Raw genomic sequence first — 25,378 nt, forward strand, 5'->3', positions numbered from 1 at the left:
AAAAATGAAGGACTAAACGCTAACCTGAGCGAAATCTTCGGCCAGCTCACATTCCGGGAACAGCGCGTGACACTCTGCCAGCAGCTTTTCGCAGCCCCGCGCGTCGTAGCGCGAGCTGACGTGGGTGACGATGAGCCGCCCGACGCCCGCGTCGCGGGCAAGCTGTGCCGCCTGACGCGTGGAGCTATGGCCCCGGCTGTTGGCTTTCTCTTCCATCGCCGTTTCAAGCGTCGCTTCATGCACCATGACGTCCACGCCCTGGGCCAGCGTGAGCGCCGCCGGGCACGGGGCCGTATCGCCAAAAATCGCCAGTTTTTTGCCGGGCTGCGGTGCGGCGAGATAATCCTGGCCGTTAATGACGCGTCCGTCCTCCAGCGTGACGGTCTCTCCGTGCTTCAGACGCTGGAACAGCGGCCCGGGTTTTACGCCGTCGGCCATCAGAGCGGCGGCATCCAGCGCGCCGGGTTTGTCATGCGCCTCAATGCGGTAGCCATAGCACTCCACAGGATGATTGAGCGGTTGAGCGGTAACCCGATAATCCCCGTCATCAAAAACCAGGCCTTCGGTAATCTCAACGACCTCCAGCGGATAATCTGTCCATGACCCGCTCAGGCGCAGCGTAGTTTCGACAAATTCACGAATACCCGCTGGCCCGTAAATCGTCAGCGGGTTGGCGTTACCGGCCATCGAGCGGCTGCACAGAAGGCCGGGAAGGCCAAACAGGTGGTCGCCATGCAGATGGGTGATAAAAATTTTATCCAGCTTGCCGGGGTGGTAAGCGGTGTGTAACAGCTGATGCTGCGTCCCTTCACCGCAGTCAAACAGCCACAGCCCGCCGCGGGTGGGATGCTTAAGATCCAGCAGGATCGCCGTCACGTTTCGTGAGCGGGTTGGCACGCCAGCGGACGTACCCAGAAAAATCAGTTCCATAACGCAATCAGCCCTTTGCCGAACGGGGAGGGGTTTAGTATAACGTGATGAACCCCAGGAAGGAGACTGACATGATCCAGTGGCAAGATTTACATCATAGCGACCTCACCGTTCATTCACTTTACGCCCTGCTGAAGCTGCGCTGTGAAGTGTTTGTTGTGGAACAGACCTGCCCGTATCAGGACATCGATGGTGATGACCTTGTCGGTGAGAACCGCCATATCCTCGGCTGGCGGGATAACGAGCTGGTGGCGTATGCGAGGATTCTGAAAAGCGAAGACGATTTTGAGCCCGTCGTCATTGGCCGCGTCATCATTAGCGGCAAAGCGCGAGGGGAAAAACTGGGCTATCAGCTGATGGAAAAAACGCTGGAGGCGTGCCGGAAACAGTGGCCGGACAAGGCGTTATACCTCGGCGCGCAGGCGCATCTTCAATCCTTTTACGGGCACTTTGGCTTTGCGCCAGTGACGGAGGTATACGATGAAGATGGCATTCCGCACGTCGGCATGGCGCGAGAAGTGAAACAGGCGTAATGGCATCTCGTTGGCTATAGTTAGCGGACTGGTGTACTAACATGGAGAAAAATATGTCATTTCAATCCTGGGATACCCGTATCGACGACGACCTGGCCTTGTTGAGCGAAACGCTGGAAGAGGTGTTACGTTCCTCCGGCGACCCTGCCGATCAGAAATATATTGAGCTAAAAGCCCGTGCCGAGCAGGCGCTGCATGAAGTGAAAAACCGCGTCAGCCATGCGTCAGATACTTACTACTACCGTGCCAAAAAAGCGGTGTATCGTGCCGATGACTACGTGCATGAAAAACCGTGGCAGGGTATTGGGGTGGGTGCTGCCGTTGGGCTGGTGCTGGGGCTGCTGTTAGCCCGTCGTTAAGCCGCTTAACCACTCCCTATACGTGGGTACTGCTATTTATGGTCAGTACCCCGTATAATACGAGGTTTTAACAGGGAGAGGTTCGCGTGAATTCGATTTTCCTCGCGCTGGAGCAACTGCGTACCCAGCTATCGCAAGCGTTACCCGCAGCACCCGGCATACGTCATTTCGACGTCTCTTTCCCGTTAAACGACGCCTTCGATCCCCTCGCCTGGCTGGGCGAGCAGCAGTGTTATCCGCAGTTTTACTGGCAGCAGCGTAACGGCGATGAAGAGCTGGCCGCGCTGGGGGCGGTCAACCAATTTTCCTCTCTGGCATTAGCCTCGCAGTTTTTGCGCGAGCAAAATGCGGCGCAAGATACCCGCATCTGCGGCCTGAACGCCTTTAATCCCGAACAGGGGAGCCTCTTTTTACCGCGACTGCTATGGCGACGTACCGCCGGCAACGCCACGCTGCGCCTGCAGCTCTGGAGCGACCGCTCGCTTGTGGAGGATGCCCGCGTCGCGCAGGATTTTTTACAGCGGCTTCGTCCTGCCAAATCTATCCGTCCGCTCTCCGTGCAGGTTGAGCACGAAACCCATCAGCCGCAGCAGGCCGAATGGCTGAAACTTATCCGCAGGGCGACGGAGACCATCGCGCGCGGTGAGTTTGAAAAAGTGGTGCTCGCCAGGGCAACCGATCTGCAGTTCACGCAGCGTGTTAACCCTGTCGCGCTGATGGCCGCCAGCCGCGCCCTGAATTTACATTGCTATCATTTCTGCATGGTATTCGACGCCAGCAACGCGTTTCTCGGCTCTACGCCCGAGCGTCTCTGGCGGCGGCGCGGCAAGCTGCTGCGCACGGAAGCGCTCGCTGGCACCGTCGCCAGCCATACCGATGATAGCCAGGCGCAGCGTCTCGGCGAGTGGCTGCTGAACGATGATAAAAACCAGCGCGAAAATATGCTGGTGGTGGAAGATATCTGCCAGCGTCTTCAGCACTCTACGCAGACGCTTGAGGTACTGCCCCCCCAGGTGGTACGCCTGCGTAAGGTGCAGCATTTGCGCCGCTGTATCTGGACCGAGCTCAAACAGGCCGACGACGAGCAGTGTCTGCTCATGTTACAGCCGACCGCGGCCGTTGCCGGATTACCCCGACAGCCCGCGCGCGAGTTCATCCAGAAGGTTGAACCCTTTAACCGCGAGTGGTATGCCGGTTCGGCCGGGTACTTATCCCCCGAACAGAGTGAGTTCTGCGTGGCGCTGCGCTCCGCGCGCGTTCAGGAGGACTCCCTGCGGCTCTACGCCGGCGCCGGTATTGTCAGCGGGTCTGACCCGGAGCAGGAGTGGCAGGAGATTGAAAACAAAGCCGCCGGATTGCGCTCTCTGCTCCTAAGGGATTAATACAGATTCGCGCAATCCCGATTCATATCAAAATTCCAATTTTTTCTATTATTTATACTGTGTCGCATTCTTGATACCGGACAATCTCATGTCAGTAAGTTCTTTTAACCGACGCTGGGCGGCGGTGATCCTTGAAGCCCTGACGCGCCATGGCGTCAGGCACGTGTGTATTGCACCGGGTTCTCGCTCAACGCCGCTGACGCTAGCGGCCGCAGAAAACCGGGCGTTGATTCACCACACCCACTTTGATGAACGCGGCCTCGGCCATCTGGCGCTGGGTCTGGCGAAAGTCAGCAAAGAACCTGTGGCGGTGATCGTCACCTCCGGTACCGCCGTGGCGAACCTCTACCCGGCCCTGATAGAAGCCGGGTTAACGGGTGAAAGACTGATCTTACTGACGGCCGATCGTCCCCCTGAGCTTATCGACTGCGGCGCCAATCAGGCCATTCGCCAGCCGGGGCTCTTTTCTTCGCATCCTTCGCAGACGATTTCGTTACCGCGTCCCACCCAGGATATTCCGGCAAGCTGGCTGGTCTCCACTGTCGATCACGCCATGGAGACGTTGCGCAGCGGGGCGCTGCATATCAACTGCCCGTTTGCCGAGCCGCTCTACGGCGAGCTGGACGACACCGGTCTTGACTGGCAGCAGTCCCTCGGCGACTGGTGGCAGAGTGAAAAACCGTGGCTGCGCGAGCAGACGCATCTTGAGAGCGCGAAGCAGCGCGACTGGTTCTTCTGGCGGCAGAAGCGCGGCGTGGTGATTGCCGGGCGCATGAGCGCCGCCGAAGGCAAGTTGGTTGCCGAATGGGCGCAAACCCTTGGCTGGCCGCTGATTGGCGACGTGCTTTCGCAGACCGGTCAGCCGCTGCCGTGCGCCGATCTCTGGCTGGGTAACGCGAAAGCGGTCACCGAGCTTGCGCAGGCGCAGATTGTGGTCCAGCTTGGATCGAGTTTGACCGGCAAACGGTTACTGCAGTGGCAGGCCACCTGCACGCCGGAAGAGTACTGGCTGGTGGATTCGCTGGAAGGGCGGCTTGACCCGGCGCACCACCGCGGCCGTCGTCTGGTCAGCAGTATCGACGCCTGGCTGACGCTTCATCCGGCTGAGAAACGCAAGCCCTGGGCGGTGGCTATACCGGACCTTTCGCGCCAGGCGTGGGAACTGACCAAAGCGCACTGCGAAGCGTTTAGCGAAGCCGGGCTGGCGCACCGCATTCGCCAGTACCTGCCTGAACAGGGGCAGCTGTTTGTCGGCAACAGCCTCGTCGTGCGGCTGATTGACGCTTTCTCGAAGCTGCCCGCGGGCTACCCGGTGTACAGCAACCGCGGTGCCAGCGGCATCGACGGGCTGATCTCCACGGCGGCGGGCGTGCAGCGCGCCAGCGCGAAATCGACGCTGGCGATCGTGGGCGATCTCTCCGCGCTCTACGATCTCAACGCGCTGGCGCTGCTGCGTCAGGCGTCAGCCCCGTTTGTGCTGATTGTGGTCAACAACAACGGCGGGCAGATTTTCTCCCTGCTGCCAACGCCGCAGAGCGAGCGCGAGCGCTTCTATCTGATGCCGCAGAACGTGCAGTTCGAACACGCCGCGGCGATGTTTAGCCTGAAATACCATCGCCCGGAAAGCTGGGAACAGCTGGACGCGGCGTTAAGCAGCGCCTGGAAACAGCCGGGCGCGACGCTGATTGAGCTGGTGGTGAACGAGGCTGACGGTGCGCAGGCCCTGCAAAGCCTGCTGGCGCAGGTGAGCCAGCTGTGATCCTCTCTGGCATGCAGCAGGCTGGCAAACCGGGCTATCCCTGGCTGGTCTTTTTGCACGGTTTTTCCGGCGACTGCCGCGAGTGGCAGAGGGTCGGTGAAGGGCTCAGCGATTATCCCCGGCTGTATCTGGATCTGCCGGGGCACGGCGGATCCCGGAATCTGGGCGTGACGGGGTTTGACGAGATGAGCACGTTGCTCACCCGAACCCTTCTTAGTTACAACATACTTAAATTCTGGCTCATCGGGTACTCCCTCGGCGGCCGCATTGCGATGTTCCATGCCTGCCAGCAGCCGAAGGGGCTGCTCGGGGTGATTGTTGAAGGTGGACACCCGGGCCTGCAGGATGCCGATGCGCGAAGTGCGCGGCTGGCGTCCGACCGCCGCTGGGCAACGCGTTTTCGCACCGAACCGCTGGAGAAGGTGTTCGCTGACTGGTACCAACAGCCCGTGTTCGCCTCCCTCACGGACGCCCAGCGCGATGCGCTTATTACCCTGCGAAGCCAGAACAACGGCGCGACGCTGGCGATGATGCTTGAGACGACCTCGCTGGCCGTGCAGCCGGATTTGCGTGCCGCGCTTAGCGCACGCGATTTCTCTTTTGACTATCTCTATGGCGAACGGGATGAGAAGTTCGCGGCCCTTGCCGCGGAAGTGAGCGCCGTTCGCCATGCCATTCCAGACGCCGGACACAACGCCCACCGGGAAAACCCCGATGCGGTTATCGCGAGTCTGGCTCAGATACTGCGTTATCGAATAAAGGACACTCTATGATCTACCCTGATGAAAACATGCTTTACGCCCCGGTTGAATGGCAGGACTGCTCCGAAGGCTACACCGACATTCGCTACCACAAATCCACCGACGGCATTGCCAAAATCACCATCAACCGTCCGCAGGTGCGTAACGCCTTCCGTCCGCTGACCGTGAAAGAGATGATTCAGGCTCTGGCGGATGCGCGCTACGACGATAACATCGGCGTGATTGTCCTGACCGGCGAAGGCGATAAAGCGTTCTGCTCCGGCGGCGATCAGAAAGTGCGCGGCGACTACGGCGGATACCAGGACGATGCGGGTACCCACCACCTGAATGTCCTCGATTTCCAGCGTCAGATCCGCACCTGTCCGAAACCGGTAGTGGCGATGGTAGCGGGCTACTCCATCGGCGGCGGTCACGTGCTGCACATGATGTGCGATCTGACCATCGCCGCAGAAAATGCCATCTTCGGCCAGACCGGTCCGAAAGTGGGATCCTTCGACGGCGGCTGGGGCGCCTCGTACATGGCGCGCATCGTCGGGCAGAAAAAAGCCCGTGAAATCTGGTTCCTGTGCCGTCAGTACAACGCTCAGGAAGCGCTGGATATGGGCCTGGTGAATACCGTGGTTCCGATTGCCGATCTCGAAAAAGAGACCGTTCGCTGGTGCCGCGAAATGCTGCAAAACAGCCCGATGGCGCTGCGCTGCCTCAAAGCCGCTCTCAACGCCGACTGTGACGGTCAGGCGGGTCTGCAGGAGCTGGCGGGCAATGCCACCATGCTGTTCTACATGACCGAAGAGGGTCAGGAAGGGCGCAACGCGTTTAACGAAAAACGCCAGCCGGACTTCAGCAAATACAAACGGAACCCGTAATGCGTCGCGCGCAGGTTTACCGCTGGCAGATACCGATGGACGCGGGCGTGGTGCTGCGTGAACGGCGGTTAAAAACCCGTGACGGCTTCTTCGTGCATCTGCAGCAGGACGAGCGGGAAGGCTGGGGCGAGATTTCACCGCTGCCGGGCTTTAGCCTGGAGTCGCTGGATGACGCGCAGTCTGTATTGCTGGCGTGGGCAGACGCGTGGCGTGAGGGCGCGGATCCGGCGTTGCCGGACGTGCCTTCCGCGGCTTTTGGCATCAGCTGCGCGCTGGCGGAGCTCGACGGCAGCCTGCCTGAAGAGGCTAACTACCGCGCGGCACCGCTCTGTACGGGCGATCCTGACGAGCTGTTCGCGCTGCTCTCCGCCATGCCGGGCGAGAAAGTGGCGAAAATTAAAGTCGGTCTTTACGAAGCGGTGCGCGACGGCATGGTCGCCAACCTGCTGCTGGAGGCGATCCCCGACCTTCATCTGCGTCTTGACGCTAACCGCGCCTGGACGCCGCTCAAGGCGCAGCAGTTTGCAAAGTACGTCAACCCGGCGTACCGCAGCCGCATTGCCTTCCTCGAAGAACCGTGCAAAACCCGCGACGATTCGCGCGCGTTCGCCCGCGAAACGGGGATTGCCATCGCCTGGGATGAAAGCCTGCGCGAGGACGATTTTGAATTTGTCGCCGAGCCCGGCGTCAGCGCGGTGGTGATTAAACCAACGCTGACCGGCAGCCTGGCGAAGGTGCGAGAGCAGGTCGCGGCAGCGCACACCTCAGGGCTGACGGCGGTCATTAGCTCGTCGATTGAGTCCAGCCTTGGGCTGACCCAGCTGGCGCGCATTGCCGCCTGGCTAACGCCGGATACGATCCCTGGTCTCGATACGCTGAACCTGATGCAGGCTCAGCTTATCCGCAGGTGGCCGGACAGCGCGCTGCCGTGCCTCAACGTCGCGGCGCTGGAGCCGTTGTTATGAGTTTTACCGACTGGCCGTGGCGGCACTGGCGCGCGCAGTTTGCTGATAAACCGGCCCTCAGGCTGAACGACGAGGTGCTCAGCTGGCAACAGCTGTGCGCCCGCGTCGACCGCCTTGCGGCAGAGTTTCACCTGCAGGGCGTGGAGGAGGGCAACGGCGTGCTGCTGCTGGCCCATAATCATCCGCAAACCCTGCTGGCGTGGCTGGCGCTGCTCCAGTGCGGGGCGCGCATTCTTCCCGTCAATCCGCAGCTGCCTCGCCCGCTGCTGGACGTGTTGCTCCCGCAGATGACGCTGCGCTTTGCGCTGGCGCTGGACGGTACCTGTGATGGTCTTCCTGCCCTGAGCATGCGCGAGCGCGCCGGGGAATATCGCGTTGCGTGGCAGCCGGCGCGGCTGGCGTCCATGACGCTGACCTCCGGCTCTACCGGGCTGCCGAAAGCAGCGGTGCATACCTGCGACGCCCATCTCGCCAGCGCGCGCGGCGTGCTGGCGCTGATGCCCTACGGCGAAGACGACGACTGGCTGCTTTCGCTGCCGCTGTTTCACGTTTCCGGCCAGGGGATTTTATGGCGCTGGCTGCAGGCCGGCGCGCGGTTAACCGTGCGCGAGAAACAGCCGCTGGCGCAGGCTTTGCGCGGCTGTACGCACGCTTCGCTGGTGCCGACCCAGCTCTGGCGTCTGCTTAATGCCCACCAGCCTGTCGCACTGAAAGCGGTGCTGCTGGGCGGTGCCGCCATCCCTGTGGAATTGACGCAGCAGGCGCGCGAGCAGGGGATTCGCACCTTCTGCGGCTACGGCCTGACCGAGTTTGCCTCTACCGTCTGCGCGAAAGCGGCGGACGGCGAGCCGGACGTAGGCTATGCGCTGCCGGGCAGAGAGGTGCAGGTGGTTGACGGTGAAGTCTGGATCCGGGCAGAGAGTATGGCCTCAGGCTACTGGCGGGACGGCGAATTGGTTCCGCTGACCAACGCGCAGGGATGGTTCGCTACCCGCGATCGCGGGGAATGGCATGACGGCCGCCTGACGATCCTGGGCCGCATGGACAACCTCTTTTTTAGCGGCGGAGAAGGGATCCAGCCGGAAAGCCTTGAGCGCGTTATCGCCCGCCATCCGCATATTAACCAGGTGTTTATCGTCCCGCTGGACGACGCCGAGTTTGGACAGCGTCCGGTGGCGGTGGTGGAGTGCGAGCCGGGAACGGATATCACCTGTTTACCTGACTGGGTCAGGGATAAGGTGGCGCGTTTTGAACAACCCGTCCGCTGGCTGCTGTTGCCGACCGAACTCAAAAATGGCGGCATTAAAGTCTCACGCCGCGCGTTGCAGCAGTGGGTGAACGCCTCGCTGAAGGGATAATAGCCGTTTCAAATAATTACAATCTACTGACCTGCCGCACGCAGAGTGCTTGATCCCCGGAAGACTCCGGTTAAAATCTCGCGGTTTTGGGACTTCTTTATAATAATTGTGTGGGATCACGACAATGAAAAAAGTGGCATTCGTGGGCTTCGGCCTGATGGTTGTATCTGCGGCGGCTAACGCCATCAGCATTAACGGATCGGCGGGTCAGGATTATACCCACCTGGGCTTTGGCATGGGTACCGAGACTTCCGGTCTGGCGATGACCGGCGGCTGGACGCATAACGATGACGACGGCGACGCGGCGAGCCTCGGCCTGGGTCTGAACGTTCCTCTTGGCCCGTTTCTGGCCACCGTCGGCGGTAAAGGTATCTACACCAACCCAAATGACGGTGACGAAGGGTACGCGGCGGCAGTGGGCGGCGGCCTGCAGTGGAAAATTGGCGACAGCTTCGGCCTGTTTGGTGAGTACTACTATTCGCCGGACTCCCTCTCAAGCGGTATCGAAAGCTATGAAGAGGCCAACGCCGGCGCGCGCTGGACCATCATGCGTCCGATTACCATCGAAGCGGGCTATCGCTATCTGAACCTGGCCGGCAAAGACGGCAACCGCGACAACGCGCTGGCCGACGGCCCGTACGTGGGCATCAGCGCAGGCTTCTAATCACTCCGGCGCGGCGTTCTGTCGCGCCAGTTTCTCTCTTCTCCACCCCGCGTTTGCGCTATAGTGTTTTGACCAAATAAGCGGGAGAACATAATGATTAACGTGGAGATGTTATCCACCGGCGACGAAGTGCTGCATGGACAAATTATTGATACCAATGCTGCCTGGCTTGCCGATCTTTTCTTTGAGCAAGGATTACCGTTAACGCGCCGCAATACGGTGGGCGACAATCTTGAGTCGCTGGTCGCTATTCTGCGCGAGCGCAGCGAACACTGTGACGTGCTGATTGTGAATGGCGGACTCGGCCCCACCGGTGACGATCTCAGCGCGCTGGCCGCCGCGACCGCAAAAGGCGAAGGGCTGGTGCTGCACGAGGCGTGGCTTTCGCAGATGGAGCGCTTTTTCACCGAACGTGGCCGCGTCATGGCCCCCAGCAACCGCAAACAGGCTGAAATTCCCGCCAGCGCCGAGCTGGTCGATAACCCGGTGGGTACCGCGTGCGGGTTTGCCATGCAGCTGAACCGCTGCCTGATGTTCTTCACGCCGGGCGTGCCCTCAGAATTTAAAGTGATGGTCGAGCAGCAGATCCTGCCGCGCCTTCGCGATCGTTTTACCCTGCCTGAACCGCCGCTGTGTCTGCGTCTGACCACCTTTGGCCGCTCGGAAAGCGATCTGGCCCAGAGCCTTGACCCTCTCCCGCTGCCGCCGGGCGTCTCCATGGGCTACCGCTCCTCCATGCCGATCATTGAGCTCAAGCTGACAGGTCCGGCCGAACAGAAAGAGGCGATGCTGGCCCTGTGGCCCGAGGTGCAGCGCGTGGCGGGCGAAAGCCTGATCTTTGAAGGGACGGAAGGGCTGCCCGCGCAGATTGCGACGCATCTGCAGTCGCGTCAGCTGAGCGTGACCTTAAGCGAGCAGTTCACCGGTGGCCTGCTGGCGCTGCAGCTGTCGCGCGTCAACGCGCCGCTGCTGGCCAGCGAAGTGGTGCCGTTCCAGCAGGAGACCCTGGCGCAAACCGCCCGCTGGGCTTCCGAGAGAAGGGTGAAGCATTTTGCCGGTCTGGCGCTGTTTGTCGGGGGGCTGGACGAGGAACACCTTAACTTCGCGCTGGCGACGCCGGAAGGCACCTGGGCCCTGCGGGTAAAAATGAGCATTACCCGCCACAGCCTGACGGTGCGTCAGGAGGTTTGCGCCATGATGGCGTTGAACATGCTGCGCCGCTGGCTGAATGGCAAAGAGGTTGCCAGCGAGCACGGCTGGATTAACGTTGTCGAGTCGCTGTTCATCGAGTAAAACCTGTGCCGGGGCCTTTCGCCCCGGCACTGTTTAGCCCAGCGCCTTCGCCAGCAGGGTGACTGGATGTTCGCAGCGCTTGCTGGTGGACATCTCAATCTGCCACTTGCAGGTTTCGCAGTCCGTTACCACGATATCCGCGCCGCTCTCTTCAATCTGGCGGAACAGCGGGGCGCCAATCGCCTGTGACGTTTCGTAGTTTTCACGCTTAAAGCCGTAGGTTCCCGCAATCCCGCAGCAGCGCGAATCCAGCACCGTCAGCTCCAGGCCCGGAATTAACCGCAGCAGCTCAAGCGTATAGAGCGACCAGCCCATTTTCTCCATATGACACGGCGTGTGATACACCACTTTCAGGGGCAATTTCCCCAGCGGCAACGTCTGCCCGCTATCGAGCTTGCGCCACAGGAAGCGTGTCGCCAGCTCGATGTGCTCGCGCAGGCCGGTATTATCCACGTCCAGCAGATGCGGGTACTCATCGCGCAGGGTGAAGGTACAGGTGGACGAGGTCGCCAGCACCGGAATACCTTTATCGACAATCGCTTCGCGCAGTGACGTGACATTGCTCTGAGCCTGCCTGCGCGCTTTATCGGTAAACCCGTTGGCGATCAGCGGTACGCCGCAGCACTTCTCTTTGTTCAGCAGCTGAACGCCCGTTCCCATGGCGTTAAGCACCTTCAGCAGATCTTTGCCCAGCTGCGGGTGGTTGTAGTTCACATAGCAGCCGTGGAAAAAAGCCACCTGGTCGGCGTACTGCGCCTGCTCCGCCGCGACGGATTTGTACCAGCGGCGGAAGGTGCCGTGAGAATATTTCGGCAGGCTGCGGTGATGGTCTATCTTCAGCGTGGCATCCAGCAGCTGACGCACCGGTTTGAGGGAGGTCGCGGCATTCACCAGCGGGGCAAACGGCGTCGAGACGCTGCCCATCAGATCGGTATGGCTCAGAATAGCGTCCCGCAGCGTCGGCTTTTGCGTGCTGTAGCGCGCCCGGGCGCGCTGAATAATATCGCCGATTTTAACGTCCGACGGGCAGGCGACTTCGCAGCGTTTGCAGTTGATGCAGTATTTCAGCGCCTCGTCGTACAGCTTGCCGTCCTTCAGGCGCAGACGCTCGCCGTCCGGTCCGGCCTGCTTTGGTCCGGGATAGCGTGGGTTCACGCCGCTCACCGGGCAGACGGTGGTACACACCGTGCATTTAATGCAGCTTTCAAAACGGGTGTCGTTCATTGTTCAGCCTCCGTGCGCTGGCTAATCTGCTCTGCCACATACAGCGCCGTGACGGCGCAGACCCCGCCACCGCATCCCTGGGCAATGGGATCGTACCCGCCCAGCAGCGAGCCGATGGCAAAAAGATTACTGACGGGCTTACCGGAAAGTTGCGGATGTAGCTGGTTATCGACAATCACGCCGAACTGCTGCCAGGGCTGCGGAGAGAAGAAATCACTTTGATACCAGTCCGCACGGGAGGCACGCTGGCGAACATCCAGCCCCATAATGGCTTCCCGGATGCCCTCCCGGCTGCTCAGCAGCCCGTTGCTGAAGAAGCTGCCGCTTGCCAGAACCGTAAAGCGCGCGCGAAGCGGAATATCGTCGTGGTTGCGCGTCCAGATTTCGCTGACCGCGCCGTCGGTCAGGGTGATTTTTTTCACCTCATCACCCGCCATCCACACGCCGCCCTGCGCGACAAACTGGCGCTGGAGCTGGGTATGCAGGCGAATGCCGGGGACGGAAGGGGGCAGGGTTGGCAGCAGGCCAAGCGAGCAGGGCAGACGATCCGAGAGCCAGCGCCAGAGCCGGTTGTCGCGTAAACCAAAGCAGGCGGGCATCAGCAGGGCGTCACAGCTGTCGCTGAGCGGTCTGAGTGCGTCATACAGCAGCGGCCATTTGTCCTCGTTATCCAGAAAACGGGCGATATTCACCGCGCGAAATTCGCTCGGGTTGTCGCGCAGGACATCAAGCTCAGGCAGCTCTATCTCTGCCGTTTCGGCATTGACGCCCTGGCGACAGAGCGACGCCGCCGCGAGATGGGGCTGAAAATCCAGAAAGCCGCTAATGCCCACGACCCGCACGCGCGCGGCGTTGAAGGGAGCAACGGGCACTTCTTCCGGGCTGAGCCAGGCAGAGCGCAGGGTGCCGAGCGGCGTGACGCGCTGGTGATTGAGCCGGGCGCTTCCCTTCAGACGCGCGCCGCAGTCTGCCAGCAGCGCTTCGGTTTCCAGCGCAAAGCGGTCAATATGCTGGGCGCCAATCAGGTGATACGGGTGCTCCGGCGGCAGCTTATCGCGGTACGCGTCGTCCACCAGATCCAGCGAGCCCGACGAGAAGTGCAGGGCGCTCTGGCCCCGGGTGATAATGGCGCAGCGCAGCCCCTGCTTCGTGAGCTTGATGCCGCAGAGCAGGCCTGCCAGCCCGCCGCCGACGATTACGGTATCAAATTTCATCGCGTTGCTCCTTCTCAAGACCGCAAAGCCCCTGGTAGACCCAGCGGGTAAATTCGCTTTCGCGCAGGGCATCGCCCCAGGCGACAGGCTGAATGCCTTTCCAGCGCTCGTTTAAAAACGCGCTGAGCTGATCGAGCGACTGGGTGGCGGTAGTGGTGTGAAAACGCTGCAGCAGCCCGGCGGCACGACAGGCGCACAGCTCGCCCTGACAGGTACCCATTCCCACGCGGGTGCGGCGACGAAGATCGAGCAGGCTTGTGACCGTCAGGCTCTCCACCGCGTACTGCACCTCACCGGCGGTGACGGCTTCACACTCGCACACCAGGCTGCGGCTCAGGCGTCCTTCACCGAGCCACTGCGGCGTTCTGTCGCCGTGGCGGTAGATAGCGGATCCGCGCAGCGGCGCGGGCAGGGAGATAATTTTTTGCAGCGTTTTTTCGGTGGACTGACGCGAGCCGGGCAGGGCTTGTTCTGCCGTCACGCACCGTTCGGTATTGCCCAGCTTGCGGCAGACGGCATCGGTCGTCCACTCGGCCATCAGGCGGTAGGTCATCAGCTTGCCGCCGGTGATGGTGATAAACCCGTCCATGCCGTCGCGCTCGGCGTGATCGAGCAGCACGATGCCCCGGCTGACGTTACGTCCGCTCGGGTCGTTGTCGCTGGCGACCAGCGGACGCACGCCCGCGTAGGCGCGCAGAATACGCGTCTGCGCCATCACCGGGGCCAGTTTTTCCCCTTCGCGCAGCAGGACGTCGACCTCTTCGGCGGTCACGCGGTTGTAGTCAATCTCGCTGTAGTCGACGTGGGTTGAGGTGGTACCGATTAACGAAATGGTGTCGCCCGGGACGAGGATATCGGCGTCGGACGGTTTGCGGCAGCGGTTGATCACGTGGTTATTGATACGGTGGTCGAGGATCAGCAGCGAGCCTTTCGCCGGGAACATGCGCACCGACAGGTCCGCGTATTCCGCGATGCGCTGCCCCCAGATCCCCGCCGCGTTAACCACCACGGCGGCATACAGCTCGCTGTGTTCGTTATATTGCGTATCAAGGATCCGCACGCCGCAGATACGATGACCTTCACGGATAAGCCCGGTCACTTCGTGCCCGGTCAGGATTTGCGCGCCATGCTCGCGGGCGTCCAGCATATTGGCGGCGGTCAGGCGGAAGGGGTCAACGGTGCCGTCAGGCACTTTCACCGCGCCGATAAGCGCCGGGTTAACCGACGGTTCCAGCCGCCGCGCCAGCGCCGGGTCCATGGCCTCAGCCTGAATGCCCGCCGCAGTGCAGGCGGTAATAAAGGTGTCCTGAAAGGCGAGGTCATCTTCGGGAAGAGTAATAAAGAGGCCGTCGGTCGGCTCAATGCAGTGGCGGGCGATACGCTTGAGGATCTGGTTTTCAGCAATACATTCGCGTGCGGATTCACCGTCGGTAACCGCATACCGCGCGCCGCTGTGCAGCAGGCCATGGTTACGCCCGGTTGCGCCCGTGGCGATATCGTGGCGCTCCAGCAGCGTGACGCTTAAGCCGCGAAGGGCGCAGTCGCGTGCGATCCCGGCGCCGGTTGCGCCACCGCCAATGATTATCACATCGCTGTAGCGAGGATCGTGAATGGTCATTGTTTACCCTCTATGTTCGTTTTTTTATCATTTAGCCATATCAATAGTGTGGTTTGTTTGATTTCGAACATAAACGCGCGAAATTCGAAACTGGAGCGTGATTTCATGCGCTTTTTTGCGCATTCTGTCATATTTCTGTAACAATCTGTGCGTTGATTCACAGTAACAATCACCGTGATTTCTTAACATCCCCGCCTCTGGAATTCAGGTGCGAGCCACCTGCCCATTCAATTCAAGGCCACGGAGGCTGTTATGCTCAGTATCTTCAAACCTGCGCCGCACAGGGCGCGTCTGCCAGAGGCAGAAATTGATCCGCTATACCGCCGTCTGCGCTGGCAAATTTTCCTGGGGATCTTCTTCGGGTACGCGGCGTACTACCTTGTACGTAAAAACTTCGCGCTCGCCATGCCGTATCTGGTGGAGCAGGGCTTCTCCCGCGGCGATCTGGGGTTCGCGCTGTCGGGGATCTCAATCGCCTACGGTTTTTCCAAATTCATCATGGGGTCGGTATCGGATCGCTCGAATCCGCGCGTGTTCCTGCCCGCCGGTCTGATCCTGGCGGCCGCGGTCATGCTGTTCATGGGCTTTGTGCCGTGGGCAACCTCCAGCATCGCCGTCATGTTCGTGCTGCTGTTCCTCTGCGGCTGGTTCCAGGGGATGGGATGGCCGCCGTGCGGACGCACCATGGTGCACTGGTGGTCGCAGAAGGAACGCGGCGGCATCGTGTCGGTGTGGAACTGCGCGCATAACGTGGGTGGCGGTATTCCGCCGCTGCTGTTCCTGCTGGGGATGGCCTGGTTCAACGACTGGCACGCTGCGCTCTATATGCCTGCCTTTGGCGCCATTGTCGTGGCGATTATCGCTTTCGCGCTGATGCGCGATACGCCTCAGTCCTGCGGCCTGCCGCCGATTGAAGAGTACAAAAACGACTATCCGGATGATTACAGCAAGGAGCACGAAGAAGAGCTGACCGCAAAACAGATCTTCATGAAGTACGTCCTGCCAAACAAGCTGCTGTGGTACATCGCGGTGGCGAACGTGTTCGTTTACCTGTTGCGCTACGGCATTCTGGACTGGTCCCCGACCTACCTGAAAGAGGTGAAGCACTTCGCGCTGGATAAGTCCTCCTGGGCCTATTTCCTGTATGAATATGCCGGGATCCCGGGCACGCTGCTTTGCGGCTGGATGTCGGACAAGGTGTTTAAAGGCAACCGCGGCGCGACGGGCGTGTTCTTTATGACCCTGGTCACCATCGCGACCGTTGTTTACTGGCTCAACCCGCCGGGCAACCCATCAGTAGACATGGCCTGCATGATCGTCATCGGCTTCCTGATTTACGGTCCGGTGATGCTGATCGGTCTGCACGCGCTGGAGCTGGCGCCGAAAAAAGCGGCAGGCACGGCGGCAGGCTTTACCGGTCTGTTCGGCTACCTGGGCGGTTCGGTCGCGGCGAGCGCCATCGTGGGCTACACCGTTGACTTCTTCGGCTGGGACGGCGGCTTTATGGTGATGATCGGCGGCAGCGTGCTGGCGGTATTGCTGCTCATTGTGGTCATGATCGGTGAGAAACGTCACCACGCGGAAGTGCTGGCGCGTCGTCAATAAGGAGCATTGCGATGAAATTGTCTTACGTAACAACCGGCCTGCTGCTGGCGGGCCTGATGACAGGCTCCGCGCTGGCGGCGGATAAAATCGTTATTGCCCACCGCGGCGCCAGCGGCTATCTGCCGGAGCATACGCTCCCGGCGAAGGCGATGGCTTATGCCCAGGGCGCGGATTATCTGGAGCAGGATCTGGTAATGACCAAGGACGACCAGCTGGTCGTCCTGCATGACCACTATCTGGACCGCGTGACGGACGTGGCGGAGCGTTTCCCGGACCGCGCGCGCAAAGATGGTCGCTACTACGCCATTGATTTCACGCTGGCGGAGATCCGTTCCCTGAAGTTTACCGAAGGCTTTGAGATTGAAAACGGCAAGAAGGTGCAGGTCTATCCGGGACGTTTCCCGATGGGCAAATCTGACTTCCGGATCCATACCTTCCAGGAAGAGATTGAGTTTGTTCAGGGGCTGAACCACTCAACCGGTAAAAATATCGGCATCTACCCGGAGATCAAAGCGCCGTGGTTCCACCATCAGGAAGGCAAAGACATTGCCGCGAAGACGCTGGAGGTGCTGAAACAGTACGGCTACACCAGCAAGAAGGACAAAGTTTACCTGCAGTGTTTTGACGCCGCCGAGCTGAAGCGCATCAAAACCGAGCTGGAGCCGAAGATGGGGATGAACCTCAATCTGGTGCAGCTGATTGCCTATACCGACTGGAATGAAACCCAGGAGAAGCAGCCGGACGGCAGGTGGGTGAACTACAGCTACGACTGGATGTTTAAGCCGGGCGCGATGAAGCAGATTGCGCAGTACGCCGACGGCATCGGACCGGATTACCACATGCTGGTGGCGGAAGGCTCAGCGCCGGGCCACGTGAAGCTGACGGCGATGGTGAAAGAGGCGCACGCCAGCAGGATGCAGGTGCATCCGTATACCGTGCGTGCAGACCAGCTGCCGCCGTATGCCACGGACGTGAATCAGCTTTATGAGGTGTTGTATAACCAGGCGGGCGTGGACGGACTGTTTACGGATTTCCCGGATAAAGCGGTCGAATTCATTCACCGGAAGTAGGTTTGGCAGGTCGGGTAAGGCGAAGCCGCCACCCGACAATCAGGCTCTGCGGCCTGATACCCTCACCCTAACCCTCTCCCACCGGGAGAGGGGATAAGGACAACATCACATCTCGATCTCTATATCGCCTTTTGCCCGGCAGCAGCAGGGCAAAATTTCCCCTTCGTTGATAAAGGCCAGTGGCTCGGTCAGCCAGTCCACCTGGCCGGCGACCAGACGGCAGCGGCAGGAGCCGCAGTAGCCGGAACGACACTGGTACTCTACTTCTACCTGATGCGCCTCAAGCGCCACCAGCAGAGAAGGGTGCTCCTCCCGACACAGTACCTCAGTGCCGGAAAGACGTAGCGTGACGCGTGACATCAGAGCTGGAAGTTGCTCAGGTCGTCGGTGTTGACTTCAGAATCAATCTGACCGACCAGATAAGAGCTGACTTCCACTTCCTGCGGCGCAACCTGCACGTTATCGGACACCAGCCAGGTGTTGATCCACGGGATTGGGTTAGAGCGCGTCTGGAACGGCAGGTCAAGACCGACAGCCTGCATGCGGATGTTGGTGATGTACTCAACGTACTGGCACAGGATGTCTTTGTTCAGGCCAATCATGGAGCCGTCGCGGAACAGGTAGTCTGCCCACTCTTTCTCCTGCTGAGCCGCCAGCACGAACAGGTCGTAGCACTCCTGCTTGCACTCTTCGGCAATTTCCGCCATCTCCGGATCGTCCGTACCGCTGCGCAGCAGGTTCAGCATGTGCTGGGTACCGGTCAGGTGCAGGGCTTCATCGCGGGCGATCAGACGAATGATTTTGGCGTTGCCTTCCATCAGCTTGCGCTCGGCAAAGGCGAAGGAGCAGGCGAAGCTCACGTAGAAGCGGATCGCTTCCAGCGCGTTGACGCTCATCAGGCACAGGTACAGCTGTTTTTTCAGCGCGCGCAGGTTAACGGTGATGGTTTTACCGTTCACGTTGTGCGTACCTTCGCCCAGCAAATGCCAATAGCTGGTCATCTCGATCAGCTCGTCGTAGTAATGGGCAATGCCTTCCGCGCGCTTCTGGATCTGCTCGTTGGTGACGATATCGTCAAACACCACCGCCGGATCGTTCACGATGTTGCGGATGATGTGGGTGTAAGAGCGGGAGTGGATCGTCTCGGAGAACGCCCAGGTTTCCACCCAGGTTTCCAGCTCCGGAATGGAGATCAGCGGCAGCAGCGCCACGTTCGGGCTTCGACCCTGAATGGAGTCCAGCAGCGTCTGGTACTTCAGGTTGCTGATGAAGATATGTTTTTCGTGATCCGGCAGCGACTGGTAGTCAATACGGTCGCGGGAGACGTCCACTTCTTCCGGGCGCCAGAAGAAGGAGAGTTGCTTTTCAATCAGCTTTTCGAAGATGTCATATTTTTGCTGATCGTAGCGTGCCACGTTGACCGGCTGGCCGAAGAACATCGGCTCTTTGAGCTGGTCGTTTTTCGTCTGTGAAAAGGTGGTATATGCCATGAGTGTGTCCTGTCTTACGAAATAAAGGCGGGGATATCCCCGCCCTTCATTAGATCTTACATGCGCCGCTTTCGCAGCCATCGTCCTGAATTGACGGTACCATGTCGTCCTGCGCGTCTTCCGCACCGTCACGGGTGTTGTGATAGTACAGCGTTTTCACGCCAAATTTGTAGGCGGTGAGCAGGTCTTTCAGCAGCTGCTGCATCGGTACCTTGCCGGACGGGAAGCGCGTCGGGTCATAGTTGGTATTGGCAGAGATCGACTGGTCGATAAACTTCTGCATGATACCCACCAGCTGCAGGTAGCCGTCGTTGTTCGGCATTTCCCACAGCAGCTCGTAGTTATTACCCAGCGTTTCGTAATCCGGTACCACCTGACGCAGCACGCCGTCTTTCGACGCTTTGATGCTGACGTGGCCGCGCGGCGGTTCAATACCGTTGGTGGCGTTAGAGATCTGCGAAGAGGTCTCGGACGGCATCAGGGCAGAGAGCGTGGAGTTACGCAGGCCGTGGGTCTTGATGGACTCGCGCAGGCCTTCCCAGTCGAGGTGCAGCGGCTCGCTGACGATCGCATCCAGGTCTTTCTTGTAGGTGTCGATTGGCAGAATGCCTTTCGCGTAGGTGGTTTCGTTGAACCACGGGCACGCGCCTTGCTCTTTCGCCAGCTCGTTAGAGGCTTTCATCAGGTAGTACTGAATCGCTTCGAACGTCTGGTGCGTCAGGTTGTTAGCGCTGCCGTCGGAGTAACGCTTGCCGTTTTTCGCCAGCCAGTAGGCGAAGTTGATCACGCCGATACCCAGGGTACGGCGGCCCATTGCACCGCGTTTAGCGGCCGGGATTGGGTAATCCTGGTAGTCCAGCAGGGCGTCGAGCGCGCGAACCGCCAGCACTGCCAGCTCTTCCAGCTCGTCCAGGCTCTTAATTGCGCCCAGGTTGAACGCGGAAAGCGTACACAGCGCGATTTCGCCGTTTTCGTCGTTCACGTCTTCCAGCGGTTTGGTCGGCAGGGCGATCTCCAGGCACAGGTTAGACTGGCGCACTGGCGCAACTACTGGATCAAACGGGCTGTGGGTGTTGCAGTGGTCCACGTTCTGGATGTAGATACGGCCGGTAGAGGCACGTTCCTGCATCATCAGGGAGAACAGGTCTACCGCCTTCACGCGCTGCTTGCGGATGCTGTCGTCTTTTTCGTATTTGGTGTACAGACGCTCGAACTCGTCCTGATCGGCAAAGAACGCGTCATACAGGCCCGGAACGTCGGACGGGCTGAACAGGGTGATGTCTTCGCCTTTCAGCAGACGGGTGTACATCAGCTTGTTGATCTGCACGCCGTAGTCCATATGGCGCACGCGGTTGCCTTCCACGCCGCGGTTGTTTTTCAGAACCAGCAGGCTTTCCACTTCCAGGTGCCACATTGGGTAGAACAGGGTCGCAGCACCGCCGCGCACGCCGCCCTGAGAGCAGGATTTTACTGCCGTCTGGAAGTGTTTATAGAACGGGATACAGCCGGTGTGGAACGCTTCACCGCCGCGAATCGGGCTGCCCAGCGCACGGATGCGACCGGCGTTGATACCGATACCGGCACGCTGGGAGACGTATTTCACGATGGCGCTGGAGGTGGCGTTGATGGAATCCAGGCTGTCACCACACTCGATCAGTACGCAGGAGCTGAACTGACGGGTTGGGGTACGCACGCCAGACATGATTGGCGTCGGCAGAGAAATCTTGAACGTGGATACCGCATCGTAGAAACGCTTCACGTATTCCAGACGGGTGTCACGCGGGTAGTTAGAGAACAGGCAGGCGGCCACCAGAATATAGAGGAACTGGGCGCTTTCGTAGATCTCACCGGTTACACGGTTCTGAACCAGGTATTTGCCTTCGAGCTGCTTCACCGCCGCGTAGGAGAAGTTCATGTCGCGCCAGTGATCGATAAACCCGTTCATCTGCTCGAACTCTTCTTCCGTATAGTCTTCCAGCAGATGCGTGTCGTATTTGCCCAGTTCAACCATTTTCACGACGTGATCGTAAAGCTTCGGCGGCTCAAACTGACCGTAGGCTTTTTTACGCAGGTGGAAAATCGCCAGACGTGCAGCGAGGTACTGATAATCCGGTGCTTCGCGGGAAATGAGGTCTGCCGCTGCTTTAATGATTGTTTCGTGGATATCAGACGTTTTGATGCCGTCGTAGAACTGAATGTGGGAACGCAGTTCAACCTGGGAGATAGATACGTTGTTCAGTCCTTCTGCTGCCCAGTCGAGAACTCGATGGATTTTGTCCAGATTGATACGCTCGGTAGTACCGTCGCGCTTTGTCACCAGCAGACTCTGATTCATGTGGGTTTTACCTGTCCGTGAAATAAAAAATATCCCCCGTTTATCCACAGATCCGTCTTGTGACTAACTCTGTGGATAAATACTACATGTAGGGGGTTTGCGATAAGAAAAACGCTATATGGTGAGTATTCTAGTATCGAATCTTTTCAGCACAAGGGTTGATTTTGGCGTTAAATTGAGGTTGTGAAAGGGTAAAAAAGGCTAAGTCCTCGTACCGTAAGGCCTGGAAGACATGTCAATAATTAAGAAAAAAAATTCAAAATTTGATCGAGTGCTGATTTCTTCAACGGGAGGTCAGAATTGCGCAACATGATGTCGCGCAATCTTTATAAGAATAACGAATGACGTTAGTCGTTTTTGGCGGTGGTATGCAACATATAGTTAACATCTACGCCCGGTGCGAGCTTGAATTTATCGGTCAGCGGATTGTAGTGCAGGCCGGTGATGTGCTGCTCTTTGAGCCACGTCTGGTCAACCCAGCCTAACAGTTCCGCAGGCTTGATGAATTTCTTCACGTCGTGCGTCCCTTTCGGCACCATGCGCAGCACATACTCCGCGCCGACAACGGCCATCAGCCAGGCTTTACCGTTACGGTTGATGGTTGAGAAGAAGACCTGGCCGCCCGGTTTCACCAGTTTTGCACAGGCGTGCACCACCGACTGCGGATCGGGAACGTGCTCCAGCATCTCCATGCAGGTCACCACATCGTACTGATGGGCGTGTTTTGCCGCGTGCTCTTCCACGGTTTCCTGCACGTATTCCACTTGTATGCCGGACTCCAGCGCGTGAAGGCGGGCCACCTGGAGCGGTTCAAAGCCCATATCCAGGCCCGTAACATTCGCCCCTTCGCGCGCCATGCTCTCAGCCAGGATGCCGCCGCCGCAGCCGACGTCGAGCACTTTCTTACCGAACAGACCGCCGGAACGCTCCGCGATATAGCCCAGACGCAGCGGGTTAATGCGATGCAGCGGTTTGAACTCACCTTCGAGATCCCACCAGCGGGACGCCACCGCTTCAAATTTGGCAATCTCTTCGTGGTCAACGTTGTGAACCACCGGGGATTTTTCGGCATTCATGGGCGCTTTTACTCCTTATTTAGCAAGACAAAGGAGTATATCAGGCAATCCCCGTGAATAAAGCGTATAGGTTTACCTCAATCACCTCGGCTGTGTTATAATTTGCGACCTTTGAATCCGGGATACAGTAGAGGGATAGCGGTTAGATGAGCGACCTTGCGAGAGAAATTACACCGGTTAACATCGAGGAAGAGCTGAAGAGCTCCTATCTGGACTATGCGATGTCGGTCATTGTTGGCCGTGCGCTGCCGGACGTCCGCGATGGCCTTAAGCCGGTACACCGTCGCGTACTATACGCCATGAACGTATTGGGCAATGACTGGAATAAAGCCTATAAAAAATCTGCCCGCGTCGTCGGTGACGTCATCGGTAAATATCACCCGCATGGTGATACCGCCGTGTATGACACCATCGTTCGTATGGCGCAGCCATTCTCCTTGCGTTACATGCTGGTAGATGGTCAGGGTAACTTTGGTTCAGTCGACGGCGACTCCGCTGCGGCGATGCGTTATACGGAAATCCGTATGTCGAAAATCGCTCATGAGCTGATGGCCGACCTGGAAAAAGAGACCGTTGATTTCGTCGATAACTACGACGGCACCGAGCGCATCCCTGATGTGATGCCAACCAAGATCCCGAACCTGCTGGTTAACGGTTCCTCCGGTATCGCGGTCGGTATGGCAACCAACATTCCGCCGCACAATATCACCGAAGTGATCAACGGCTGCCTGGCCTATATCGACGATGAAGACATCAGCATTGAAGGGCTGATGGAACACATCCCGGGTCCGGACTTCCCAACGGCGGCGATTATCAACGGTCGTCGCGGTATTGAAGAAGCGTACCGCACCGGCCGCGGCAAGATTTACATCCGTGCCCGCGCCGAAGTGGAAGCGGACGCTAAAACCGGCCGTGAAACCATCATTGTTCACGAGATCCCGTATCAGGTGAACAAAGCGCGTCTGATTGAAAAAATCGCCGAGCTGGTAAAAGAAAAACGCGTTGAAGGCATCAGCGCGCTGCGTGACGAGTCTGACAAAGACGGTATGCGCATCGTGATTGAAATCAAACGCGACGCGGTGGGTGAGGTTGTGCTGAACAACCTGTACTCCCAGACTCAGCTTCAGGTTTCCTTCGGTATCAACATGGTTGCGCTGCACCATGGTCAGCCGAAGATCATGAACCTGAAAGAGATCCTGAGCGCGTTCGTGCGTCACCGCCGTGAAGTGGTGACCCGTCGTACCATCTTCGAACTGCGCAAAGCGCGCGACCGTGCGCACATTCTTGAAGCGCTGGCGGTTGCGCTGGCCAACATCGACCCGATCATCGAACTGATCCGTCGTGCGCCAACCCCGGCGGAGGCGAAAGCCGCCCTGATTTCCCGTCCGTGGGATCTGGGTAACGTCGCCGCGATGCTGGAACGTGCGGGCGATGACGCAGCGCGTCCTGAGTGGCTGGAACCTGAATTCGGCGTGCGTGACGGTCAGTATTACCTGACTGAACAGCAGGCTCAGGCGATTCTGGATCTGCGTCTGCAGAAACTGACCGGCCTTGAGCACGAAAAACTGCTCGACGAATACAAAGAGCTGCTGGAACAGATTGCTGAGCTGCTGCACATTCTGGGCAGCGCAGAGCGTCTGATGGAAGTGATCCGTGAAGAGCTGGAGCTGGTCCGCGATCAGTTCGGCGATGCGCGCCGCACCGAAATCACCGCGAACAGCTCTGATATCAACATTGAAGATCTGATCAACCGCGAAGACGTGGTGGTCACCCTGTCTCACCAGGGCTATGTGAAGTATCAGCCGCTGACCGACTACGAAGCACAGCGTCGTGGCGGTAAAGGTAAATCTGCGGCACGCATTAAAGAAGAAGACTTTATTGACCGCCTGCTGGTGGCGAACACCCATGACACGATCCTCTGCTTCTCCAGCCGCGGTCGTCTGTACTGGATGAAAGTCTATCAGCTGCCGGAAGCGAGCCGTGGCGCGCGTGGCCGTCCAATCGTTAACCTGCTGCCGCTGGAAGCGAACGAACGTATCACCGCCATCCTGCCGGTACGCGAGTACGAAGAGGGCGTGAACGTCTTTATGGCGACCGCCAGCGGTACCGTGAAGAAAACCGCGCTGACCGAGTTCAGCCGCCCACGTTCCGCCGGGATCATCGCGGTGAACCTGAACGAAGGCGACGAGCTGATCGGTGTGGATCTGACCTCCGGTTCTGATGAAGTGATGCTGTTCTCTGCGGCCGGTAAAGTGGTGCGCTTTAAAGAGAACGCCGTTCGTGCAATGGGTCGTACCGCTACGGGCGTTCGTGGTATCAAACTGGCTGGCGAAGACAGCGTTGTTTCTCTGATTATTCCGCGCGGTGAAGGGGCTATCCTGACCGTGACGCAGAATGGTTACGGTAAACGTACGGCGGAAGGGGAATACCCAACCAAGTCTCGCGGCACGCAGGGCGTTATCTCTATCAAAGTGACCGAGCGCAACGGTTCCGTTGTGGGCGCGGTGCAGGTAGACGATGCCGACCAGATCATGATGATCACCGATGCCGGTACGCTGGTGCGTACCCGCGTCTCTGAGATCAGCGTGGTGGGGCGTAACACCCAGGGCGTGATCCTCATCCGTACAGCGGAAGATGAAAACGTGGTGGGTCTGCAGCGCGTTGCTGAGCCGGTGGATGACGAAGAGCTCGATTCCATCGACGGTAGCGTTGCGGAAGGCGATGATGATATCGCGCCGGAAGCCGACACCGACGATGACGTAGCGGATGACGCTGACGAGTAATGTCTCCTGATGCAAAAAAGGGCCGGATTCCGGCCCTTTTCTTTTGCACAAGCAGATAAGTCAACGTTGCGACCTGGAGCGTTTACCGCTACC

Annotated in this window: 21 protein-coding genes; 13 read left to right on the top strand and 8 right to left on the bottom strand. The window is 59.1% G+C overall.

What is annotated here, in order from left to right; translation table 11 throughout:
- Nucleotides 1-12: 12 nt before the first annotated feature.
- On the bottom strand, nt 13-930 hold the full coding sequence (gene rbn / locus UR289_RS11240) for a ribonuclease BN (protein ID WP_069303115.1): 918 nt from the start codon (nt 928-930) through the stop codon (nt 13-15).
- 71 nt (nt 931-1,001) lie between these two features.
- Between rbn and UR289_RS11245 the strand changes: the two genes are divergently transcribed.
- The 10 genes from UR289_RS11245 (at nt 1,002) to UR289_RS11290 (ending at nt 10,870) form a co-directional block, all read left to right on the top strand.
- Nucleotides 1,002-1,463 (top strand): GNAT family N-acetyltransferase, encoded by a 462-nt coding sequence (locus UR289_RS11245; protein ID WP_033146075.1) that lies wholly within the window; start codon nt 1,002-1,004, stop codon nt 1,461-1,463.
- Between the two features lie 53 nt (nt 1,464-1,516).
- The gene (gene elaB, locus UR289_RS11250) at nt 1,517-1,822 is read left to right on the top strand and encodes a stress response protein ElaB (protein WP_008500219.1); all 306 of its coding nucleotides are present in this window, start codon (nt 1,517-1,519) and stop codon (nt 1,820-1,822) included.
- 86 nt (nt 1,823-1,908) lie between these two features.
- Nucleotides 1,909-3,204 carry an isochorismate synthase MenF gene (gene menF / locus UR289_RS11255; RefSeq protein ID WP_167818402.1) on the top strand — a complete coding sequence of 432 codons (1,296 nt, stop codon included), beginning with the start codon at nt 1,909-1,911 and terminating at the stop codon, nt 3,202-3,204.
- Nucleotides 3,205-3,292: 88 nt separating this feature from the next.
- Nucleotides 3,293-4,963: a 2-succinyl-5-enolpyruvyl-6-hydroxy-3-cyclohexene-1-carboxylic-acid synthase gene (gene menD / locus UR289_RS11260; protein WP_048975386.1), complete on the top strand. Its 1,671-nt coding sequence runs from the start codon at nt 3,293-3,295 to the stop codon at nt 4,961-4,963.
- Nucleotides 4,960-5,736 (top strand): 2-succinyl-6-hydroxy-2,4-cyclohexadiene-1-carboxylate synthase, encoded by a 777-nt coding sequence (gene menH / locus UR289_RS11265; protein ID WP_320710117.1) that lies wholly within the window; start codon nt 4,960-4,962, stop codon nt 5,734-5,736. The genes menD and menH overlap by 4 nt, the downstream gene beginning before the upstream one ends.
- Nucleotides 5,733-6,590 (top strand): 1,4-dihydroxy-2-naphthoyl-CoA synthase, encoded by an 858-nt coding sequence (gene menB, locus UR289_RS11270; protein ID WP_023312524.1) that lies wholly within the window; start codon nt 5,733-5,735, stop codon nt 6,588-6,590. Before menH ends, menB begins: the two co-directional genes overlap by 4 nt.
- Nucleotides 6,590-7,555, top strand: a complete 966-nt coding sequence (gene menC / locus UR289_RS11275) for an o-succinylbenzoate synthase (protein ID WP_320710120.1) — start codon at nt 6,590-6,592, stop codon at nt 7,553-7,555. The genes menB and menC overlap by 1 nt, the downstream gene beginning before the upstream one ends.
- Nucleotides 7,552-8,913 (top strand): o-succinylbenzoate--CoA ligase, encoded by a 1,362-nt coding sequence (menE, locus tag UR289_RS11280; RefSeq protein WP_320710122.1) that lies wholly within the window; start codon nt 7,552-7,554, stop codon nt 8,911-8,913. Before menC ends, menE begins: the two co-directional genes overlap by 4 nt.
- 124 nt (nt 8,914-9,037) lie before the next feature.
- Nucleotides 9,038-9,577 (top strand): YfaZ family outer membrane protein, encoded by a 540-nt coding sequence (locus UR289_RS11285; protein ID WP_167818405.1) that lies wholly within the window; start codon nt 9,038-9,040, stop codon nt 9,575-9,577.
- 93 nt (nt 9,578-9,670) lie between these two features.
- Nucleotides 9,671-10,870, top strand: a complete 1,200-nt coding sequence (locus tag UR289_RS11290) for a nicotinamide mononucleotide deamidase-related protein YfaY (protein ID WP_320710124.1) — start codon at nt 9,671-9,673, stop codon at nt 10,868-10,870.
- 33 nt (nt 10,871-10,903) lie between these two features.
- On the opposite strand, the gene glpC is transcribed toward UR289_RS11290, so the two are convergent.
- From glpC to glpA, 3 genes are read right to left on the bottom strand one after another with little or no spacing between them, the layout of a single operon-like run.
- The gene (gene glpC, locus UR289_RS11295) at nt 10,904-12,094 is read right to left on the bottom strand and encodes an anaerobic glycerol-3-phosphate dehydrogenase subunit GlpC (protein WP_096150800.1); all 1,191 of its coding nucleotides are present in this window, start codon (nt 12,092-12,094) and stop codon (nt 10,904-10,906) included.
- The gene (gene glpB, locus UR289_RS11300) at nt 12,091-13,308 is read right to left on the bottom strand and encodes a glycerol-3-phosphate dehydrogenase subunit GlpB (RefSeq protein ID WP_143346673.1); all 1,218 of its coding nucleotides are present in this window, start codon (nt 13,306-13,308) and stop codon (nt 12,091-12,093) included. The genes glpC and glpB overlap by 4 nt, the downstream gene beginning before the upstream one ends.
- Complete coding sequence (glpA, locus tag UR289_RS11305) at nt 13,298-14,926, bottom strand: anaerobic glycerol-3-phosphate dehydrogenase subunit A (RefSeq protein ID WP_167818407.1); 1,629 nt, start codon at nt 14,924-14,926, stop codon at nt 13,298-13,300. Before glpA ends, glpB begins: the two co-directional genes overlap by 11 nt.
- A gap of 252 nt (nt 14,927-15,178) precedes the next feature.
- Between glpA and glpT the strand changes: the two genes are divergently transcribed.
- Together glpT and glpQ are read left to right on the top strand one after the other, a co-directional pair.
- A complete protein-coding gene (glpT, locus tag UR289_RS11310) occupies nt 15,179-16,531 on the top strand; it encodes a glycerol-3-phosphate transporter (RefSeq protein ID WP_045888627.1) in 1,353 nt (450 codons plus the stop codon).
- Nucleotides 16,532-16,542: 11 nt separating this feature from the next.
- Entirely contained in the window at nt 16,543-17,601 is a 1,059-nt protein-coding gene (gene glpQ, locus UR289_RS11315; RefSeq protein WP_033146064.1) for a glycerophosphodiester phosphodiesterase, read from the top strand.
- Between the two features lie 105 nt (nt 17,602-17,706).
- Here glpQ and yfaE read toward each other — a convergent pair whose 3' ends face one another.
- From yfaE to ubiG, 4 genes are all read right to left on the bottom strand, one after another.
- Nucleotides 17,707-17,961: a class I ribonucleotide reductase maintenance protein YfaE gene (gene yfaE, locus UR289_RS11320; protein WP_023294104.1), complete on the bottom strand. Its 255-nt coding sequence runs from the start codon at nt 17,959-17,961 to the stop codon at nt 17,707-17,709.
- Nucleotides 17,961-19,091 (bottom strand): class Ia ribonucleoside-diphosphate reductase subunit beta, encoded by a 1,131-nt coding sequence (gene nrdB, locus UR289_RS11325; RefSeq protein ID WP_023312514.1) that lies wholly within the window; start codon nt 19,089-19,091, stop codon nt 17,961-17,963. Before nrdB ends, yfaE begins: the two co-directional genes overlap by 1 nt.
- A 49-nt stretch (nt 19,092-19,140) precedes the next feature.
- Nucleotides 19,141-21,426, bottom strand: coding sequence for a class 1a ribonucleoside-diphosphate reductase subunit alpha (nrdA, locus tag UR289_RS11330; protein ID WP_023312513.1), 2,286 nt, complete (start codon nt 21,424-21,426; stop codon nt 19,141-19,143).
- A gap of 347 nt (nt 21,427-21,773) precedes the next feature.
- Nucleotides 21,774-22,502 carry a bifunctional 2-polyprenyl-6-hydroxyphenol methylase/3-demethylubiquinol 3-O-methyltransferase UbiG gene (ubiG, locus tag UR289_RS11335; RefSeq protein WP_048980024.1) on the bottom strand — a complete coding sequence of 243 codons (729 nt, stop codon included), beginning with the start codon at nt 22,500-22,502 and terminating at the stop codon, nt 21,774-21,776.
- Nucleotides 22,503-22,648: 146 nt separating this feature from the next.
- Between ubiG and gyrA the strand changes: the two genes are divergently transcribed.
- Entirely contained in the window at nt 22,649-25,285 is a 2,637-nt protein-coding gene (gene gyrA, locus UR289_RS11340) for a DNA topoisomerase (ATP-hydrolyzing) subunit A (protein ID WP_039263204.1), read from the top strand.
- Nucleotides 25,286-25,378 lie beyond the last annotated feature (93 nt).

The organism is Enterobacter sp. 302C9, assembly GCF_034106085.1.
In the GTDB taxonomy this organism is placed as follows: Bacteria; Pseudomonadota; Gammaproteobacteria; order Enterobacterales; family Enterobacteriaceae; genus Enterobacter; species Enterobacter asburiae_B.

Coding starts and splice junctions, on each gene's coding strand:
- yfaE (WP_023294104.1), bottom strand. CDS start 17,961: ATGTCACGCGTCACGCTACGTCTTTCCGGCACTGAGGTACTGTGTCGG.
- menC (WP_320710120.1), top strand. CDS start 6,590: ATGCGTCGCGCGCAGGTTTACCGCTGGCAGATACCGATGGACGCGGGC.
- nrdB (WP_023312514.1), bottom strand. CDS start 19,091: ATGGCATATACCACCTTTTCACAGACGAAAAACGACCAGCTCAAAGAG.
- UR289_RS11285 (WP_167818405.1), top strand. CDS start 9,038: ATGAAAAAAGTGGCATTCGTGGGCTTCGGCCTGATGGTTGTATCTGCG.
- glpQ (WP_033146064.1), top strand. CDS start 16,543: ATGAAATTGTCTTACGTAACAACCGGCCTGCTGCTGGCGGGCCTGATG.
- glpT (WP_045888627.1), top strand. CDS start 15,179: ATGCTCAGTATCTTCAAACCTGCGCCGCACAGGGCGCGTCTGCCAGAG.
- ubiG (WP_048980024.1), bottom strand. CDS start 22,502: ATGAATGCCGAAAAATCCCCGGTGGTTCACAACGTTGACCACGAAGAG.
- menB (WP_023312524.1), top strand. CDS start 5,733: ATGATCTACCCTGATGAAAACATGCTTTACGCCCCGGTTGAATGGCAG.
- menE (WP_320710122.1), top strand. CDS start 7,552: ATGAGTTTTACCGACTGGCCGTGGCGGCACTGGCGCGCGCAGTTTGCT.
- glpC (WP_096150800.1), bottom strand. CDS start 12,094: ATGAACGACACCCGTTTTGAAAGCTGCATTAAATGCACGGTGTGTACC.
- menD (WP_048975386.1), top strand. CDS start 3,293: ATGTCAGTAAGTTCTTTTAACCGACGCTGGGCGGCGGTGATCCTTGAA.
- rbn (WP_069303115.1), bottom strand. CDS start 930: ATGGAACTGATTTTTCTGGGTACGTCCGCTGGCGTGCCAACCCGCTCA.
- nrdA (WP_023312513.1), bottom strand. CDS start 21,426: ATGAATCAGAGTCTGCTGGTGACAAAGCGCGACGGTACTACCGAGCGT.
- elaB (WP_008500219.1), top strand. CDS start 1,517: ATGTCATTTCAATCCTGGGATACCCGTATCGACGACGACCTGGCCTTG.
- UR289_RS11245 (WP_033146075.1), top strand. CDS start 1,002: ATGATCCAGTGGCAAGATTTACATCATAGCGACCTCACCGTTCATTCA.
- UR289_RS11290 (WP_320710124.1), top strand. CDS start 9,671: ATGATTAACGTGGAGATGTTATCCACCGGCGACGAAGTGCTGCATGGA.
- glpB (WP_143346673.1), bottom strand. CDS start 13,308: ATGAAATTTGATACCGTAATCGTCGGCGGCGGGCTGGCAGGCCTGCTC.
- glpA (WP_167818407.1), bottom strand. CDS start 14,926: ATGACCATTCACGATCCTCGCTACAGCGATGTGATAATCATTGGCGGT.
- gyrA (WP_039263204.1), top strand. CDS start 22,649: ATGAGCGACCTTGCGAGAGAAATTACACCGGTTAACATCGAGGAAGAG.